This is a genomic window from Sphingomonas sp. Leaf30 (assembly GCF_001422525.1).
In the GTDB taxonomy this organism is placed as follows: domain Bacteria; phylum Pseudomonadota; class Alphaproteobacteria; order Sphingomonadales; family Sphingomonadaceae; genus Sphingomonas; species Sphingomonas aerolata.
Genome location: NZ_LMKZ01000012.1, coordinates 532 through 1,377, shown reverse-complemented (window position 1 = coordinate 1,377; position 846 = coordinate 532). Strand labels below are relative to the sequence as shown.

The 846-nt window shown below is 56.4% G+C and carries 1 protein-coding gene; it reads right to left on the bottom strand.

The features are described from left to right. On the bottom strand, positions 1-846 hold an 846-nt coding region (locus ASE89_RS19765), incomplete at both ends, for a GGDEF domain-containing protein (RefSeq protein WP_056677511.1).

Sequence of the window (846 nt, the reverse complement as noted above, 5' to 3'; positions counted from 1 at the left end):
TGCTCTGATTGTTACCAGTAGAGCGGCTTGATCCGACGCTGGCGGCACAGTTAACCGAATGGCTCTCTAACACGTAGGCGCGGTTCAAGGCCTGTTCGATGCGTAATCCTTCTTGCTCAACGTCAAAGTCAGACTCGGAGTGGATTTGCACGACGACAAATTCGTCGCCTCCAAGCCGAACAACCATGTCGTCAGGATTTATAGATGTCCGCAACCTATCGGCGACCAAGCACAGCAAGCTATCGCCTACCTGGTGACCAAGCCGGTCGTTGACCGGTTTGAAGTCGTCGAGGTCGACATAGTGAAACGCGATACGTCCGTGTCGCTCTGGCCGGGCGTTTGTCTCAAATGCCTCGGCGAGAGCGAGACGGTTGCCAAGCCCAGTGAGGTGATCCGTTTTGACCTGACGAGCAAAGGCGTGTCGCGTTGTCGTCTTTGCCAACTGCGAACGATATCGTTGGCTAGCGCTACGAAGGCCGCCTGTGAGCAGCGCAAATAGGCAAAGAGCCGAAACGATCGCATTCGGATCTCCCCGCAGTAGAAGAACTAAAGCTGGCGGGATTACCGCGACAATCAGGCTCGTAATCACGATGTAAGGGCGCATCGCGACCGTAGATGCGACTCCTGCGGCGTATCCCACGACGAGAATGCCGATGGGCATCTGCCATTCTGCAAGCGGCAGCATATAGGATCGTGCAGCAAATAGACCGAAGACAGCCGCGAAGGCCCAATAGGTGAGTGCAAACCGGCGCTCAAAGCGCTTGGCTGTGAGTAAGGGCATTTCGGGGTTATCGCACAGCCGTCTCCCGCGGATCAAAACGGCAAGGCGGGCTACGCTCGCGATCA